This window comes from Campylobacter porcelli (assembly GCF_002139855.1).
Taxonomy (GTDB): Bacteria; Campylobacterota; Campylobacteria; order Campylobacterales; family Campylobacteraceae; genus Campylobacter; species Campylobacter porcelli.
In genome coordinates, this window is sequence record NZ_CP018789.1 from 1,431,580 (window position 1) to 1,447,419 (window position 15,840).

General features: G+C 33.9%; 18 protein-coding genes. 11 read left to right on the forward strand and 7 right to left on the reverse strand.

Annotated elements, in window-relative coordinates; all coding sequences use genetic code 11:
* Window positions 1-9: 9 nt before the first annotated feature.
* Window positions 10-1,005, forward strand: coding sequence for a UDP-N-acetylglucosamine 4,6-dehydratase (inverting) (gene pseB / locus CSUIS_RS07265; RefSeq protein WP_086298270.1), 996 nt, complete (start codon window positions 10-12; stop codon window positions 1,003-1,005).
* Between the two features lies 1 nt (window position 1,006).
* Here the strand turns inward: pseB and CSUIS_RS07270 are convergent, their stop codons facing one another.
* Both CSUIS_RS07270 and CSUIS_RS07275 read right to left on the reverse strand, forming a co-directional pair.
* Window positions 1,007-1,804: a metal ABC transporter permease gene (locus CSUIS_RS07270; RefSeq protein ID WP_086237446.1), complete on the reverse strand. Its 798-nt coding sequence runs from the start codon at window positions 1,802-1,804 to the stop codon at window positions 1,007-1,009.
* A complete protein-coding gene (locus CSUIS_RS07275) occupies window positions 1,804-2,565 on the reverse strand; it encodes a metal ABC transporter ATP-binding protein (RefSeq protein WP_086298273.1) in 762 nt (253 codons plus the stop codon). The genes CSUIS_RS07270 and CSUIS_RS07275 overlap by 1 nt, the downstream gene beginning before the upstream one ends.
* A 132-nt stretch (window positions 2,566-2,697) precedes the next feature.
* Here CSUIS_RS07275 and CSUIS_RS07280 point away from each other — a divergent pair, with 132 nt between their 5' ends.
* The 5 genes from CSUIS_RS07280 to CSUIS_RS08515 are packed head-to-tail and all read left to right on the forward strand — an operon-like array spanning window position 2,698 to window position 8,442.
* A complete protein-coding gene (locus CSUIS_RS07280; protein WP_086298276.1) occupies window positions 2,698-3,408 on the forward strand; it encodes a class I SAM-dependent methyltransferase in 711 nt (236 codons plus the stop codon).
* Window positions 3,405-5,819: a sensor domain-containing phosphodiesterase gene (locus CSUIS_RS07285; protein ID WP_086298279.1), complete on the forward strand. Its 2,415-nt coding sequence runs from the start codon at window positions 3,405-3,407 to the stop codon at window positions 5,817-5,819. The genes CSUIS_RS07280 and CSUIS_RS07285 overlap by 4 nt, the downstream gene beginning before the upstream one ends.
* A gap of 47 nt (window positions 5,820-5,866) precedes the next feature.
* Window positions 5,867-6,502, forward strand: coding sequence for a carbonic anhydrase (locus CSUIS_RS07290; RefSeq protein ID WP_086298618.1), 636 nt, complete (start codon window positions 5,867-5,869; stop codon window positions 6,500-6,502).
* Window positions 6,465-8,297, forward strand: coding sequence for a mechanosensitive ion channel family protein (locus tag CSUIS_RS07295; protein WP_086298282.1), 1,833 nt, complete (start codon window positions 6,465-6,467; stop codon window positions 8,295-8,297). Before CSUIS_RS07290 ends, CSUIS_RS07295 begins: the two co-directional genes overlap by 38 nt.
* The gene (locus tag CSUIS_RS08515; protein ID WP_180379389.1) at window positions 8,290-8,442 is read left to right on the forward strand and encodes a hypothetical protein; all 153 of its coding nucleotides are present in this window, start codon (window positions 8,290-8,292) and stop codon (window positions 8,440-8,442) included. The genes CSUIS_RS07295 and CSUIS_RS08515 overlap by 8 nt, the downstream gene beginning before the upstream one ends.
* 2 nt (window positions 8,443-8,444) lie before the next feature.
* On the opposite strand, the gene CSUIS_RS07300 is transcribed toward CSUIS_RS08515, so the two are convergent.
* Together CSUIS_RS07300 and CSUIS_RS07305 are read right to left on the reverse strand one after the other, a co-directional pair.
* Window positions 8,445-8,948: an isochorismatase family protein gene (locus CSUIS_RS07300; RefSeq protein ID WP_086298285.1), complete on the reverse strand. Its 504-nt coding sequence runs from the start codon at window positions 8,946-8,948 to the stop codon at window positions 8,445-8,447.
* Between the two features lie 15 nt (window positions 8,949-8,963).
* Entirely contained in the window at window positions 8,964-9,722 is a 759-nt protein-coding gene (locus tag CSUIS_RS07305) for an exodeoxyribonuclease III (RefSeq protein ID WP_086298290.1), read from the reverse strand.
* A 126-nt stretch (window positions 9,723-9,848) separates the two neighbouring features.
* Here CSUIS_RS07305 and CSUIS_RS07310 point away from each other — a divergent pair, with 126 nt between their 5' ends.
* Both CSUIS_RS07310 and CSUIS_RS07315 read left to right on the forward strand, forming a co-directional pair.
* Window positions 9,849-11,360 carry a phosphoethanolamine transferase gene (locus CSUIS_RS07310; protein ID WP_086293169.1) on the forward strand — a complete coding sequence of 504 codons (1,512 nt, stop codon included), beginning with the start codon at window positions 9,849-9,851 and terminating at the stop codon, window positions 11,358-11,360.
* Between the two features lie 12 nt (window positions 11,361-11,372).
* Window positions 11,373-11,603, forward strand: coding sequence for a replication/maintenance protein RepL (locus tag CSUIS_RS07315; protein WP_086237349.1), 231 nt, complete (start codon window positions 11,373-11,375; stop codon window positions 11,601-11,603).
* Here CSUIS_RS07315 and CSUIS_RS07320 read toward each other — a convergent pair.
* The 3 genes from CSUIS_RS07320 to rpsT are packed head-to-tail and all read right to left on the reverse strand — an operon-like array spanning window position 11,592 to window position 13,491.
* Window positions 11,592-12,149, reverse strand: a complete 558-nt coding sequence (locus CSUIS_RS07320) for a manganese efflux pump MntP (protein WP_086298293.1) — start codon at window positions 12,147-12,149, stop codon at window positions 11,592-11,594. The two genes, CSUIS_RS07315 and CSUIS_RS07320, sit on opposite strands and share 12 nt — an antisense overlap.
* Complete coding sequence (gene prfA, locus CSUIS_RS07325) at window positions 12,149-13,216, reverse strand: peptide chain release factor 1 (protein WP_086298295.1); 1,068 nt, start codon at window positions 13,214-13,216, stop codon at window positions 12,149-12,151. Before prfA ends, CSUIS_RS07320 begins: the two co-directional genes overlap by 1 nt.
* 8 nt (window positions 13,217-13,224) lie before the next feature.
* Entirely contained in the window at window positions 13,225-13,491 is a 267-nt protein-coding gene (gene rpsT / locus CSUIS_RS07330) for a 30S ribosomal protein S20 (protein ID WP_086237346.1), read from the reverse strand.
* Window positions 13,492-13,650: 159 nt separating this feature from the next.
* Between rpsT and glmM the strand changes: the two genes are divergently transcribed.
* The 3 genes from glmM to CSUIS_RS07345 are packed head-to-tail and all read left to right on the forward strand — an operon-like array spanning window position 13,651 to window position 15,799.
* Entirely contained in the window at window positions 13,651-14,991 is a 1,341-nt protein-coding gene (glmM, locus tag CSUIS_RS07335) for a phosphoglucosamine mutase (protein ID WP_086237345.1), read from the forward strand.
* The gene (lspA, locus tag CSUIS_RS07340) at window positions 14,984-15,430 is read left to right on the forward strand and encodes a signal peptidase II (protein WP_086298298.1); all 447 of its coding nucleotides are present in this window, start codon (window positions 14,984-14,986) and stop codon (window positions 15,428-15,430) included. The genes glmM and lspA overlap by 8 nt, the downstream gene beginning before the upstream one ends.
* Entirely contained in the window at window positions 15,431-15,799 is a 369-nt protein-coding gene (locus tag CSUIS_RS07345; RefSeq protein ID WP_086237343.1) for an NINE protein, read from the forward strand.
* Window positions 15,800-15,840 lie beyond the last annotated feature (41 nt).

A 15,840-nucleotide genomic window follows, 5' to 3' on the forward strand; every position in this document is an offset into this window, starting at 1 on the left:
AGCTAAGCTGTGTTTAATAATAAAAACATTCTAATAACCGGTGGAACGGGCAGTTTTGGCAAAAAATATACTAAAATTTTATTAGAAAATTACAAGCCAAATAAGATAATAATCTACTCACGAGATGAGTTAAAACAATATGAGATGGCTCAGGAATTTAATAGCCCATCCATGCGTTATTTCATCGGCGATGTAAGAGATGAGAGTAGATTAAACACTGCTATGAATGGGGTTGATTTTGTAATCCATGCCGCTGCTATGAAGCATGTGCCAATAGCTGAGTATAACCCAATGGAGTGTATAAAAACCAATATCCACGGCGCACAAAATGTCATAAATGCCGCCCTTAAAAATGGAGTAGAAAAGGTAATTGCACTAAGCACCGATAAAGCGTGTAATCCTGTAAATTTATATGGTGCTACCAAACTAGCTAGCGATAAGCTATTTATAGCGGCAAATAATATAGTAGGTCCAGGGCCAACTAGATTTAGCGTCGTTAGATATGGTAATGTCGTTGGCTCTAGAGGCTCGGTGGTGCCGCTATTTAAAAAATTAATAGCAAATGGGGCAAAAGAGCTGCCAATTACTGATGAGAGAATGACTAGATTTTGGATTACGCTTGAAGATGGGGTTAAATTTGTCCTTAAAAACTTTGCTAGAATGCAAGGTGGGGAGCTATTTATCCCTAAAATTCCATCTATGAAAATCACAGATTTAGCTGCCACTTTAGCGCCAAATTTGCCAATTAATATAATTGGCATTAGACCAGGAGAGAAGCTCCATGAGATGATGATAAGCGCTGATGATGCCTTGCATAGCTTGGAATTTAGCGATCACTATGTTATCACGCCTTCTATTAAATTCTATGATAAACAGGCTAATTTTGCTATTAATAAACTTGGAGAAAAAGGCTATAGAGTTAGTAGCGAATTTGAGTATCGCTCTGATAATAACGCCCAGTGGCTAGATGATAAATCACTAAAAGAGATGATAGAGAAGATATAATCTATCTTCTTTTACAAAGCTCCACAATAAAAAATATTATGGTAGCAACTGCGATTATACTAGCTCCACTTGTTAGGTTAAAATAGTAGCTAAGTATCAATCCGCAAAATATAAAAATAGCTGATAAAATAGCTGATAAAATCATCATTATAGCCAAATTTGGGCTAAATTTCTCAGCTATATATGGCGGAATGCTAAGCAAAGCAATCACCAAAATCAGCCCCACAACCCTAATAGTACTAACCACGCAAAGTGCGATAAGAGCACTCATCAAATAGTATAAGAAGCTGACATTTACCCCACGAAGCTTAGCAAATTCACTATCAAAACAAAAAGCACAAATTTGAGTATAAAAAAGCAGTGCAAATAATACAAAAACAGTATCCAAAACACTCATAAATATAAGATCTTCTGTGCTTACAGCCAAAATAGAACCAAACAAATAGCTCATCAAATCAGCATTATACCCAGGGCTAAGATCTACAAAAATAATCCCCACAGCCATACCAAACGCCCAAATAGCACCAATTACGCTATCTATCCTATCACGATTTTGTCCGCTGATAAAGGCTATTAAAAGCCCTATAGCCACAGCAAATCCAGCCGCACCAAAAAGCGGAGAAGCACCTAAGAAAAATGCGATACCTATCCCGCCATAAGCCCCATGAGCCACACCTCCAGCGATAAATGTCATCTTATTTATCACAATTAATGAGCCAATCACCCCACAAGCTACACTAACTAAAACTCCAGCCCATAAGGCATTTTGCATAAAACTAAAGCTTAAAATTTCCACCATCAATCCTTATGCGAAGCACAACCACAGCTATTAAGCGCTAGCTCAACATCACAAAAATGCGTATGATCCTTGCTAAGATGGCTTATAAAATCTCTATTATCTAAATTTGAAATATCATGAAGCACGACGCTACCGCTATTTATATAAGCGACCTTAGAAGCAAAATTAATAGCCATATTAATATCGTGGCTGATGGCGATAACGCCGACATTTGCTTGATTTATCTCTTTTAATGCGGTGTAAATTTGAGCCTGACCTTGCGTATCTATACTAGCTGTTGGCTCATCTAGCATTAAAATTCTAGCCCCACTTACCAAAGCTCTTGCTATATATACTCTTTGTCTTTGCCCCCCACTTAATGCACCAATGCCCCTAGAGCTAAACTCCCTCATACCGACCATATCCAAAGCCTGTATAGCCATATTTTTATCAGCTTTTGAGTAAAATTTAAACAATCCACCACTTAGCCTTCCCATTAATACCACCTCCAAAACGCTCATCGGAAAGCTCTTATTTACCGGTATGTATTGCGGGACATAGCCTATTAGCTCTTTTGCTAATTTTGGTGGCTTTGAATCTATGCTAATCTTGCCAGATTTAGGCTCTAAAATGCCAAGCATTAGACGCAAAAGGGTGCTTTTTCCACCGCCATTAGGGCCAATAATAGCTAAAAAATCTTTACTATCGTAGCTAAAATTTAAATTCTCAAATATATAGCCATCATCATAGCCAAAGCTTAAGTTTTCAATTTTGATTTTCATAAATGCACTTTTAAGATAAGCAATTTTACATTTCTCCTAGAAATTTGAGTTTAAAATTATATCTGATTTGACTTAAATTTATTTAAAGAAAAACTTGATAGAATTTAGTAAAATAATCCCAAGGTAGTATATATGCAAGATATTTGGAATAAAAAGTCCAAAACATATCCTAGGTTTAGCCCTATTATGCGTCCATTTGAGGCTGAATTTTTCGCCTTTTTAAATGAGTGTGGCGTGGATTTTAGCAGCAAGAGCGTTATAGATATAGGTGCTGGAACTGGAGTGTATAGCTTGCATTTAGCTAAAATGTGTAAAAGCGTTTTGGCATTAGATATTAGTGATGCGATGCTAGAGATTTTAATATTAAGTGCTAAAGAGCATAATATATCCAATATTCAAACCCTTAATGGCACGATAAATGATATTAAAAATAGTAAATTTGATATAGGATTTTTGACTATGTCCCCAGCACTTAAAAGCTATGAGGATTTTGAGATATTTTATAACCTTGCTAATAAGCATATATATATGAATTGGCTAAAGCCTAGAAGATCAAATTTATTAGAGCTTTTTATGGATTGTAAAGCTGATATGGCAACGCCTATGGCTATATTAGAGCAGTTTTTAATCTCTAAAAATATTAAATTTAAATCCAAAATCATAAATGAAAATAGAAGTGTAACAAGAAGCATAGACGATATGGTAGAAAATCTAGCTTGGCATTTAGAAATAAGCAGACAAAATTACACAAAAGATGAGATAAAAAATAAGATAAAAAACCTAGCAAATGGTGATGAAATCACTGAAAATATCACTACTTGCGTGAAAGTTATGGTATTTTGAAGGTAAATATTTTAAAATTTATAATGCTATTTTTCGCACTTGCGTGTCTATATTTTATTATAGAAACTGGTAGAGTTTTACTCAAAACAGAGGAGAGATTATATGATTTTGCCGAGCTTAAAAGGCTAAATCAAGAGCTATTTTTACAAATTGACCTACAAAGCATTCACACAACCATAGAAGAAAGCGAAGATAGCATTACCAAAATCAATGCAATATTAGATAAAATCAGCTCAAATTTTATCACCACAAAACTATTTTATAAGCTAGATCATATATTGTTTTTAGAGAATTTAAACGCCAAAATCAAAAAGCAAACCGATATAATCAGAAACTACTATGTAATCCGTCAAGATATATCTAAATGCTTAATAGAGCTAAATCAAAATTTATCAAAAACTACAAATATCAAAGAGATGAGTAATGCCTACGCGTTGCTGATGAACTCAAGATTTATAGATGAATTTGATAGAGATTCGTTTGATATATATCTAACTAAACTAATCGCTCAAGAGCAATCGCCATTTGATTATCAATTTTTAAGCATGATCCAACATGTCAATGATAATCTAATCACCATTCCAAATTTACAAATTCAAAATTATAATATGCATATTCAAAGACAAATTCAAGAGCTTATAAAAATCTCAATTGAGTATTTCAATTCTGCTTTATATGCTCTCATTGGTAGCTCGGTATTTTTACTTATCATAGTTATACTCGCAGTGGCTAAAAATGGGGTTTTAAACCTACAAAATAAAGAGAATAAACTCAAATTAAAACAGCTAAGACATCTAATTGATAGCAATCCAAATCAAGTAATAATCCTAGATAAATTCGGCAAAATCTCTAGCGTTAATAATGCATTTGTAAATGCCTCTAGCTTTAGTGCTCAAAGCATAATTGGCAAGGAGCTAAGCTCACTAAATATGAATATGCAAGGGATTGATATATTTGATGAAGTTAGCCAAAGTAAAGAGATCAAATGCTATGATGAGTTTGTCAGCAAATCAAATGATGGGATACTAATCTATGAAAATATAGTCGCAATCCCAATGCTAGATGAATTTAATGATATAAATGGCGCTATAATTTTAAAACAAGATATAACCAAAGAAAGACTGATAAAAAAAGAGCTAAATTTTAGAAATTCACAGCTTCAAGAAAGCTCAATTATAGATAATCTAACTGGATTAAAAAACCTCTCTGCACTAAATGACGCTATCAAAAATAATCAAGATGGTGTATTGATTTATATGATGATTACAGACTTTGCAAATTTAAGATTTTTTTATCGTTCAGACTTTATCGATATGATATTTATAGCCATTGCAAACTCTATAAAACTTGCCATTAGCACATATAAAATTGACGCTATAGCCTATAGAATGCAACTTGATGAGTTTTGCATATGGTATAAGGGCGATAATATCAAAAAAGATATAAAATATATTTTAGAGTATTTTAAATCCAAAAACATTACAATCCAAACAGATGGTGGATTTGAAATCTTACCAAATATCTCAATCACAATGGGTATAAGCTCTAACAGCGATAAACCAAATTTAACCAGACTAACCCAAGGCATTCTAGCCGCACAAGAAGCAAAAGAAAAAGAGCTAAGCTTTAGCTTTTACAACCATGATAATATAATAGAAAAAAGCTATCAAAAAAACGCCACAATAACAAGATTAATCCAATATGCATTAAATGAAAATAGAGTAATTGTCGAGTGTCAAGGGATTTTTGATATTAGAAATTCCAAGCCTACAATTAGCTCATATGAGATTTTAATCCGTATTTTAGACCAGCAAAATCAAATCCACTACCCAAATGAATTTTTAAGCGTAGCCAAGCTAACTTCGCTATATCTAGCACTTACAAAGCAAGTTATTAATAGAGCTTTTGAGCTATTAGAGAGATTTGGCGATAAAAAGAGATTTTCTATAAATCTCTCAAGTGTAGATATACTAAATGAGCCGATTAAAAATCTATTTTTACAAAAGCTTAGCCTATGCCAAAACCCGCAAAATCTCACTATAGAAATCTTAGAAAGCGAAGGCATAGATGACTATAATGCTATAAATCCATTTATCCAAGAGATTAAAAATTATGGTTGCAAACTTAGCCTTGATGACTTTGGTAGTGGATACTCAAACTACTATAGAATGCTTGAATTAAATATAGATTATATCAAAATTGATGGCTCTATCATCTCTAAATTGCCATTTGATAAAAATGCCAAAAGTATCGTAACAACCATTGTCGAATTTGCCAAAAGGCAAGGCTATGAGACCGTGGCTGAGTTTGTCTCTACTCCACAAATCTTAGACATTATCAAAGAAGTTGGTATAGACTACGCACAAGGCTACTTACTAGCTAGACCAGTATTGCCAAATAATATAGAATAATAGGAGTAAATTTGCATAATAATATAATAAATGGCGCAGTTAAATTTATGGAAGAAAACTTCATAGAGCATAAAGAGCTATTTGAACATCTAGGTAATAAGCAGACGCCACATACGCTATTTATCGGATGTTCTGACTCTAGAGTGGTACCAAATTTAATCACCAACACCTTGCCAGGTGAGCTATTTGTCGTGCGAAATATCGCAAATATCGTCCCACAATATAGGCTAGTAGATGAGTTTTTAGCCACTACAGCGGCCATTGAGTATGCTATAAATACTTTAGGGATTAAAAATATAATAGTATGCGGTCATAGCAACTGCGGTGGCTGCGAAGCACTATATCAAAGCGATGATAAATTAAAGAGTACGCCAGTTGTTAAAAAGTGGCTTTTGATAATTGAGGATATTAAAAAAGAGGTTTTAAAAGATAAAGATATAACTCCAGCCAAAAGAGCTTGGGTAACTGAAAGGCTAAATATCATAAACTCACTCCAAAATATTATGACCTTCCCAGGCGTGATAGATAAGCTAAAAGCTAAAGAGTTAAAGCTATATGGCTGGCACTATATCATAGAAACTGGGGAATTATACAACTACGATGACGCTACAAAAAGCTTTAAACTATTAGAAAAGAGCATAAACTATGAAGAAATTTACTCTCAAATTTTTACTGATTTTTAATTTATTTTGCAATCTTTTACTTGCAAATCAGCTAAGTGATGTAAACAATAAGATTATATCGCTAAATTCGCAATTAACCATAATAAAAGAGCAAAATGCTAGCACAAATGATGAGATTTCAATCCTAGAAAATGAGAAAAATAGCCTAATCAAAAGCTTGCCAGCACTCATCACTAGTAGCAATGATTTTAATCAAACCCACATAAATTCATACATAAGAGCACTAAATGAGGAGTTAAAAAGATACCAAGCTAACTCTACTCACTTCATTCAAACGCAAATATCACTAGCCTCTGCTAATTTAGATAAAATTTACTACTGGTCGCTATCGCAAATATCTCAAGCTTTTAAAGATTATAGCAAAACCCCAGATGAGGCCATAATCGATGCCATAACTCAAATTCAAATCTCCAACTATCAAGAGTTAAAATCAATAAGCCAAGATCCAAATAGCCAAAATATCGCCAATGAGCTAACCACGCTTGAGATAAAGCGTCAAACATATAGCGAAATACTAAATTATTTAAAAGATAATTCTGAGCTTTTTGATAGCAATTTTGTGCTAACTAGCCTAAATTTACAAAATATAATCAACAAGATAAATATGGCTGTAAATTTACAATCCAAATCCATAAATATAGGCAAAATCACTATTATATCCTTAGTTTGTATATTTTTTATACTCTTACCAAGGGTGGCTTCGCTTTTGCTTTATAGGATACTTATCGCTATCTTATCTCGATCAAGAAATGCAAATAATGAGCTCAAAGAGCAATTCGTAGCAGCCATCAAGCTACCTGTTGTGATATTTTTTATCATATATGCACTAAATTTATCTCTCATCATCGCCTACTATCCTTCCACCATAAGCATAGAGATGAAAAACTACTTTGATATTGCTTATAGCATGGTTATAGCGTGGTTTGTGATAGGAGTACTTGATGGGTATGGGATTATCATCTTATCAAAAATCGCCCAAAAATCAGGTCGCAAAGAGGTGGTAAATCTCATAATTAAAGTCTTATATTTCATCGTAATTATCATTACAATTTTGGTAATTTTAAGCAAAATTGGCTTTGATATTAGCACGATTATCGCCTCTCTTGGTATTGGCGGACTAGCTGTAGCATTAGCAACAAAAGATATAATAGCCAACTTTTTTGCCTCTATTTTGCTTCTTTTTGATAGCTCATTTAGTCAAGGAGATTGGATTGTTTGTGGTGGGATTGAAGGAACGGTGGTTGAGATAGGGCTTAGAAAGACAACTATTAGGACATTTGACAATGCTTTAGTATTTGTGCCAAATTCCAAAATTATGAGCGAAAGTATCAAAAACTGGAATCGCAGAAAGATAGGCCGCCAGATCAAAATGCAAGTAGGTCTAAGCTACACAACTTCCAAACAAAGCATTCAAAACTGCATAAATGATATAAGAAATATGCTTTTAAACCACGAAGGAATCGCTAAAAGCGGTATAGATAGTGCCTTAAATAGCAATGACGCACGGATAAAATATCGCCAAAATATGGTCTCTGTAGATGACTTAGATGGGTATAAAAGTAATCTTTTTGTCGTGCTTGATGAATTTGGCGATAACTCCATAAATATCTTGATATACTGCTTTAGCAAAAGCGTGATTTGGGGCGAATACTTAGCCACCAAAGAGGATGTAATGCTTAAAATAATAGAGATAATAGAGCGATATGATGATGCGAGCTTTGCCTTCCCAAGCAGAAGTTTATATATAGAATCCATACCAGAAATTCAAATTCACAAAGGAGAAAAAAGTGTCTGATATATATGATGATGAACTAGATGAAAATCTCAATTACGATGATTACGAAGATAGCTACAAGGATAGATCTCGTAGCTACAACTATGATGAAAACGACTACTCATACGATGATGAGGACGAAGAGGATAGCTACGATATGGAGTAAGGCTATTTTATTAAATTTGAAATAGCCTTAAAGCTTGGGTGAGTGGCACTTTGGAGTAATTCAAAGGCTACCATCTCAATTGATTTTACCTTGGCTTCTTTTAAATTCAAATAGGCTAAAACCTTATTTTGCGGATCTCTACTTCCTATACACTCATCAATCAGCGTTACGCTAAAGCCGTTTTTGATAAGATCTAAAGCCGTTTGATACACGCAGATATGAGCCTCTACGCCGATTAAAATCACACTTTTATAGCCTAAGATTTCATCTTTTATAGAGTTAAAAGCTGAGAATTCTAACTTATCAAATATCTTAGAGTTTATTAAATTTAGTATCTGCTCATCACTGTCGCCAAGACCTTTTTTATACTGCTGCGTAGCGATTATTTTTAGCCCTAATTCATTTGCTATTTTTAGAAATTTAACGCTATTAGCCACCAAATTTTTATCACTCATCACATTTAAAAGCTTAGTTTGCATATCTATTACTACAACTACACTATCCATAAATTCCCCTTTATTTTACAAATCTATCTCGATGCCTACAGGGGCGTGATCGCTACCCTCTATACCATCAAGTATAAAAGCATCTTTTAGCTTATCTTTTAAATTTGAACTGATGAAAAAATAATCAATCCGCCAACCTACATTTTTAGCCCTTGAATTAAACCTATAGCTCCACCAAGAATACACATCCTTCTTATCGCCATTTATAAACCTAAAAGTATCGATAAATCCAGCGTCTAAAACCCTATCTATCCACTCCCTTTCACATGGCAAAAATCCGCTTGTTTTAGAGTTAGCCTTTGGGTTTTTTAGATCAATTTCTCTGTGAGCGGTATTTACATCGCCACAAAATATCACCCCCTTACCATCACCAACCAAAGCCTTGATATAAGCTAGAAATTTATCATAAAAATCCATCTTATACGCTAGTCTCTCATCGCCTTGCTGACCATTTGGAAAATATATATTAAAAAGATGGATATTATCAAATCTATGCTCTAAAACCCTACCCTCATCATCATCAAAAAACTGCGATTTTAGATTAGTTGATTTTAAATTCGACAAGCTCATCACGCCTGAATACCCAGCCCTTTTGGCTGAATTTACAGATATATTTTCAAATCCTAGATTGTATATTTGAGCTGGGATTTTATCCTCGCTTGCCTTTATCTCTTGAAGAGCTAGAAAATCTGGCTTATACTCACTAAGCCACGAAAAAGCATCTTTATTTATAACCGCCCTAAGTCCATTTACATTCCACGAAATCAGTTTCACATTTCACCCTTTTTTAATCCCATTATAATCCAAAATTTAAAATATTTTCCAATCATTAACTATATCTTTATCATAAAATTACAATCTAAGCTTATAATTCCAACTTTTATTTTAAAGGAAATTTAAATGAGCTCAAATAAATTTATCATATATTTTGCACTATTTATCACAGCGTTAAATTATAAATTTTTCGAATTTGCCTTTGATAGCGTAGGCTTTACAGATAATGCCATTTTATTACTATCTTTGCCGGTGCTATTTTTCTCTCTTGTAGTTTTTATTTTTAGCTTACTATTTTTACCCTATATCACAAAGGCTTTAGCAATATTTTTAACCATAATTGGCGTTGTCGGAGCGTATTTTATGAATGCCTACTCAGTCATCATAGATAGCGAAATGATAAGAAACGCACTTCAAACGGACGCTAAAGAGGTAAATGACCTATTAAATTTAAATATGATATTTTGGGTAGCCCTAGCCGCCATAGCTATATTTTTAATAATCAAAGTAAAAATAACCAAAACAAATATACTAAAAGCCCTAAAATACAGAAGTTTGCTCTGTGCTACTTCTCTCATACTTTTTGGCGTGATTTTTGCTAGTTTGAGTAAGGATTACATTCCATTTTTTAGAACTTACAATCAAATAAGATTTTACACAACCCCTTTTTATCCCTTATACTCAGCAAATAAATATATAAATTCCCTAGCGCCAAAGGCTGAATTTAAGGAGATTGGGCTTGATGCCTCAATGCAAACAGATCAAAAAATGCTATTTGTATTTGTAGCTGGAGAGACTGCTAGAGCAGCAAACTACTCATTAAATGGCTATGAAATAAACGATACAAATCCGTACTCCAAAGCAAATGAAATGCTAAGTTTTTCCAAATTTAGCTCTTGTGGGACTTCAACTGCTATAAGTTTGCCTTGTATGTTTTCAAATTTAAATAGAGATAATTTCTCAGTCAATGCCGCTTCAAATATGAGTAATGTGCTAGATGTCTTAAAAACTGCTGGAGTAAAAGTAAGCTGGATAGGAAATAACTCTGGATCGTGTAAAGGTATCTGTACGCGTTTAGATGATATTAAGGATTTTGGCGGTGATAGCTATGATGGAGTTATGCTACAAGAGATAAAAAGCCAAATTCAAAATGCTAAAGATAGTAGCCTAATAGTCGTCCATCTCCAAGGTAGCCACGGACCAACATATTTTAAAAGATATCCGAAAGAATTTGCTAAATTTAGCCCGACTTGCGATACAGCTACTTTGAAAAACTGCACCTATCAAGAGATAGTAAATACCTATGATAACACAATTTTATACACAGATTACATAATAAACCAAATAGTAGATATGCTAGAGCAAAGCGATATGCAAACTGGTTTATTCTATGTAAGCGACCACGGCGAGAGCCTTGGAGAAAATGGGGTTTATCTCCATGGAGCACCATACTTTTTAGCACCAGATTTTCAAACTAAAGTCCCTGCAATGCTATGGCTAGAAGATAAAAATCAGCTAGAAAATTTAAAAAATATAAAAGATAATAGCTTCTCACATGATAATATTTTTCACACTATTTTAGGATTTTTTGATATTCAAACAAGCATTTATGATAAAAACCTAGATATAATAAACTAAATAGGCAAAAATATGGAGTTATATAAAAGCATTGTATCTATGATTTTAGGAGAGAAAAAATCAGAAATTATAGAATTTATAGCTAATAATTTAGATGATGATAAGAGATTTAAATACACTATAAAAGAGCTATGCGATGAGCTAAATATCAGCAAACCAACAGCCATAGAGACTATAAATTTACTAACTCAAAAGCGTGTAATAAAAAAGATAAAAAATGGAGTATATCAACTAAATATCTAGCCCAAAAAGATGAGATATTAAAATTTTAAATCCAATCCCAATAAGAATAACTCCACCTAAAATCAAAGCCTTACTCTCTAAGGCCTCACCAAGATATTTACCAAGATAAACAGCCCCAATACATATAATAAAACAAACTACCCCAACTGCGATTAGACTAAGCAAAATACTACCACCTTCAAAGCTAAGTGCTACACCAACAGCCAAGGCATCAATACTAGTAGCTACTGCCCCGATGATTAATAATTTTAAACTCAAATCTATACTACACTCTAAATTTCCGCTATCTCTAGACTCTTTAATCATCTTTAATCCCAAAAATACCAAAATACAAAATGCTATATAGTGATCGATAAATTCTGCATATCTGATAAACTCAAGCCCCAAAATATAGCCAATAAACAGCATAAAAGCCTGAAAAAATCCATAAATAAAAGCAATTTTGATAATCTTAAGTAATTTTAAATTTCCACACTTAGCACCATTTGCGATGCTAAGCGCCGCACTATCCATAGAGAGTGCAATCGCTAAAAATAGAAGTTCCATTATAACCCAGCGTTTGCTATAGCATTTGCTTGATAATCAGCTATTAATGGATCGATAATCTCATCAAAGAGCCCACCAGCCATAATCACATCAAGCCTATAAAGTGTCAAATTTATCCTGTGGTCACTAATTCTATTTTGCGGATAGTTATAAGTGCGGATTCTACCGCTTCTATCCCCAGTCCCAACTTGGTCTTTACGCTCTTGGCTTTGAGCTGCTAGACGCTCTTTTTCTTGCATCTCATAAAGTCTAGCTTTTAAAACCTTCATCGCAGCCTCTTTATTTTTATGCTGACTTTTGCCATCTTGATTTACCACTACTAATCCAGTTGGTTTATGCGTGATTCTAACAGCCGAATCTGTGGTATTGACACTTTGACCACCATGTCCGCTACTACGCATTACATCTATTTTAAGGTCGTTTTCATTGATAATAATCTGGCTATCTTGAACTTCAGGCATAACCGCTACGGTAATAGCAGATGTATGAACTCTACCTTGGCTTTCAGTCTCTGGGACCCTTTGAACTCTATGTGTGCCACCTTCGAATTTTAATCTTGAGTAGGCACCATCGCCCTTTATAAGCAAAATAATCTCTTTAAACCCACCAGCGCTTCCTTGGCTAGAGCTTACAATCTCAAATTTATACCCTCTTTGCTCGGTATAACGCATATAAGCATTTGCCAAATCCCCCACGAACAAGGCCGCCTCATCGCCGCCAGTCCCAGCTCTAAGCTCTAAAAATATATTTTTATCATCATTTGGGTCTTTTGGAATGAGTAAAATCCTAATCTCATTTTCTAACTTCTCAAGAGATGATTCAAGCGTCTTAAGCTCATCTTTAGCAAGCTCCCCTAGCTCACTATCGCCTAAAAGTTCGCGATTTTCCTCAATGCTTGATAATATGCTTAAATACCTATCACTAGCTTCTTTGATTGGTTCTAAATTTCTTTGTTCTTTGGAGAGTTCAGTCATACGATTAATATCGTTGATAACTGCTGGATCGCTTAGTAAATTCTCTATTTCACTAAAGCGATCTATGAATGGGCGGAGTTTTTGCGCAAGCATAAACTAGCTTATGCAGCTAATGTATTTACTAATTTTGCTAAGCGGCTAACTTTTCTAGAAGCTGTCTCTTTTTTAAGAAAGCCTTTACTTACAAAACTATGAAAGCTCTTATTTACATCTTTTAATGCTACCAAAGCCGCTTCTTTATCATTATTAGCGACTGCTACTCTTACCGCTTTTGTCAAATTTTTTAATCTTGTGCGGTAAAATCTATTTCTTTCTGTTCTTTTTATGGTTTGTCTTGCTCTTTTTTCAGCAGATTTATGATTTGCCATAACATACCTTTTTCATAATTTTAGTTCGGAATTATACCAAAATGATTATTAATCAAAACTGAATTTAAGTATCCTTTAATCTAATTAAATTTGCCTTCATTCTCATCAGTTTAATATTTTTAGATAAAATTGCGATTAAATTTATCTAATGAGGGAAAAATGAAGCTATTTGGAACTGATGGAGTAAGAGGTCTAGCTGGGAAAAAGCTAGATGCGATGACGGCTATGCGTCTAGCGATGGCAGCTGGAATATACTTTAGAGAGCACTCTAAGACCAATAAAATTTTAGTCGGCAAAGATACAAGAAAAAGTGGCTATATGATAGAAACCGCTATTGTAGCGGGACTTACGGCTGTTGGGTATGATGTAGTCCAGATTGGTCCAATGCCAACTCCAGCTATTGCTTTTTTAACCGAAGATATGCGATGCGATGCTGGTATAATGATAAGTGCGAGCCATAATCCATTTTATGATAATGGGATTAAATTTTTTGATGGTAGTGGAAATAAGCTATCTGAAACAGATGAAAAAGATATTGAAGATATATATTTTGATTCAAATTTAATAGAAAATAATCAAAAAACCGCTCTAAATATCGGTAGCGCTAAAAGAATTGATGATGTTATAGGTCGCTATATCGTTCATATTAAAAATTCATTTCCAAAAGAGCTAACATTAAAAGGATTAAGAGTAGTTTTAGATGTGGCAAATGGCGCTGCATACAAGGTCGCTCCAACGGTTTTTAGCGAGTTAGGCGCTGAAATAATCGTGCTAAATGACAAGCCAAACGGATCTAATATCAATGAAAATTGCGGTGCTTTACATCCTGAAATTTTGGCAATGGAGGTTAGGAGATTAAGGGCTGATATTGGGTTTGCATTTGATGGAGATGCTGATAGACTCGTAGTTGTCGATGAAAGGGGAGCTGTGGTTGATGGAGATGCGCTTCTTGGTATGCTTGCAAGCTATTTAGATGAAAATAATATGCTAAGCAAAAAAGCGATTGTATCAACTGTGATGAGTAATGCGGCTTTAGATGACTTTTTAAATAAGCGAAAAATCGCCATAAAACGCTCAAATGTCGGGGATAAATATGTGCTAAATATGATGAAAGAGCATGGGATAAACTTTGGTGGCGAACAAAGCGGCCATATAATTTTTAGCGATTTTTCTAAAACTGGAGATGGCTTGGTTTCAGCTTTGCAAGTTAGTGCTTCTTTATTAAAAAGCGGCAAAAAAGCTAGTGAAATTTTTGATAAAATCAAGCCATACCCACAAAAACTACTAAATTTAAAAATCTCTCAAAAACGCCCACTTGATGAGATAGAAGGGATAAAAGAGCTAGAAAAAGAGTTAGAAAAGCTCCATATTCGCTCACTATTTCGCTACTCTGGGACAGAAAATTTGATTAGATTACTGCTTGAAGGCAAGGATGAGTATCTAGTTAGTAAAAAGATGGAAGAGGTGGAAAAATTCTTTATAAAAGCTTTAAATGAGTAGGGTAATTTTACGATTTTTAGGCTCTTTTGCTATAGTTTTTGCTATAGATCAGCTTATAAAGTGGGTATTTTTACACGGATTTAGATATTATGGTAGCTTCATTGATCTGGTGCTTATCTATAATAAAGGCGTGGCATTTTCTATGTTTGCGTTTTTAGGAGCGAATTTAAAATATATCCAACTAGGATTAATCACTCTTTTGCTTGGTTATCTACTAGGGCAAAAAGAGCTTTTAAGATCGCATACTACGGCTTTTGGCTTGATTTTAGGCAGTGGGTGTTCTAATATTTTAGATAGATTTATCCACTCTGGGGTGGTTGATTATATATTTTGGCATAAGTGGTTTGAGTTTGCTGTGTTTAATTTTGCTGATGTGATGATAAATTTAGGCGTAGCAATAATATTAATCCAATCACTAATCCTAAGGAAAAAAAGATAAATGGGTCGTAATGTCTATATAGCATATTTATTGTGGTTTTTTCTATCTACTTTTAGCGGGCATAGATTTTATTGCGGTAGAATTACAAGTGGCTTTTTACAGCTTGGGCTATTTTGGTTTGGTAGTGCTACGGCGGTATTTTTGATAGGGTATGTATTTTTAGCTATTTGGCTAGTGTGGTGGCTTATTGATCTATTTTTGATACATAGCTGGGTAGCTAGGATAAATGAGATAATATCCTTAGAGCATAGCATTAGCGATAGCAAAAAATTAGAAAATATAGAAAAATTATATGAATTATATAAAAATGGAGCCATAAGCTATGAGGAGTATATAAATAGAAAGGATATGATTTTAAAAAATATTTAAATTTATTTATAAATCATATGCTAGACTTTCAAAAAATTTAA